The organism is Rhizobium sp. M10 (genome assembly GCF_002531955.1).
GTDB classification, from domain to species: Bacteria; Pseudomonadota; Alphaproteobacteria; order Rhizobiales; family Rhizobiaceae; genus Rhizobium; species Rhizobium etli_C.
This window is the reverse complement of the sequence record NZ_NWTA01000080.1, coordinates 1-1,013: the sequence shown is the minus strand read 5'-3', so window position 1 is coordinate 1,013 and position 1,013 is coordinate 1. Positions and strand designations below refer to the sequence as shown.

Annotated in this window: 1 pseudogene; it reads right to left on the bottom strand. The window is 54.9% G+C overall.

The window, feature by feature from the left end:
- A pseudogene (locus CO671_RS33115) lies at nt 1-986 on the bottom strand (hypothetical protein); the annotation flags it as partial.
- Between the last annotated feature and the right edge of the window lie 27 nt (nt 987-1,013).

Sequence of the window (1,013 nt, the reverse complement as noted above, 5' to 3'; positions counted from 1 at the left end):
AGCCGCTTGAAAGAGATAGTGTGTTTTCCCATGTCTTCGGTGAAGTCTTGGTAATCTTTTTGCAACGACTGTTGCTGCTGATCAGTACCGGTGAGTCGGCTGACTATGCTCTCCCTGCCCTCCCTTTGGAGCCAAGCGCTAAACTTTCGTTGATTGCTGGCCATATTCCAGACAACATTCCTCTTGGAAGTCGAGTTCGATCCGAGCTTGCTCAGCGCTTCCTTGGCTAGGTCATCAATGATGCGGGCGTCGTCGGGATAAGGATTATGCTGTTTCAACTGGGACTCGGCGCCTAGATACTGCCGCAGCCGATCGAAACTCACGACCACTTTTTTTCCTTCCTCCTTGGTAAAGGCCCTAAAATCCTCCTTCAACGACTGTTGCTGCTCATCACTGCCGGTGAGCCGGCTGACTATGCTCTCCCTGCCCTCCCTTTTGAGCCAAGCGCTAAACTTTCGTTGGTGACTGGTATTATTCCGGGAAGTCGAGACCGGTCCGAACTTACTCAGCTCTTCCTTGGCCAAGCTATCAATGACGCGGGCGTCGTCGGGATAAGGATCATGTATCTGGCGCCCCATCAGGCGCGGCCCAGGTCCAACGGCTTGGAGTTCTTGCCCCTCAGGCGCGAGCCTCCTGAAATGAGACAGTGCTGACTTAAGACGGTTCCGACCATCCCCACCGCTTGCAAAATAATAATCCGCGATATCAACGGCTAGTGAATCTGGATCGTTTAAAAGCCGAGAAGCCATCGAATCTCTGTTCTCTGCTCGGAGCCAACGAGCGAACCCCCTAAGAACCCATAAATTGTTCTCGACGGTAGCCTCGGGAACCCTTCCGTCCCCTCGGCCGACGCTACCGTCGGGTAGAATTTCGTAGTTTCGGACTGCTTCCGCGAACTGGTTGATGCGGGACTCGTCATCGGGATGCATGTCCCAGTCGGCGGCGCGACCACGCTTGGCGCCGACGCGAACCTTGGTTGAGACCACGTGAGTCTCCGTTGCGGCATCGACGTC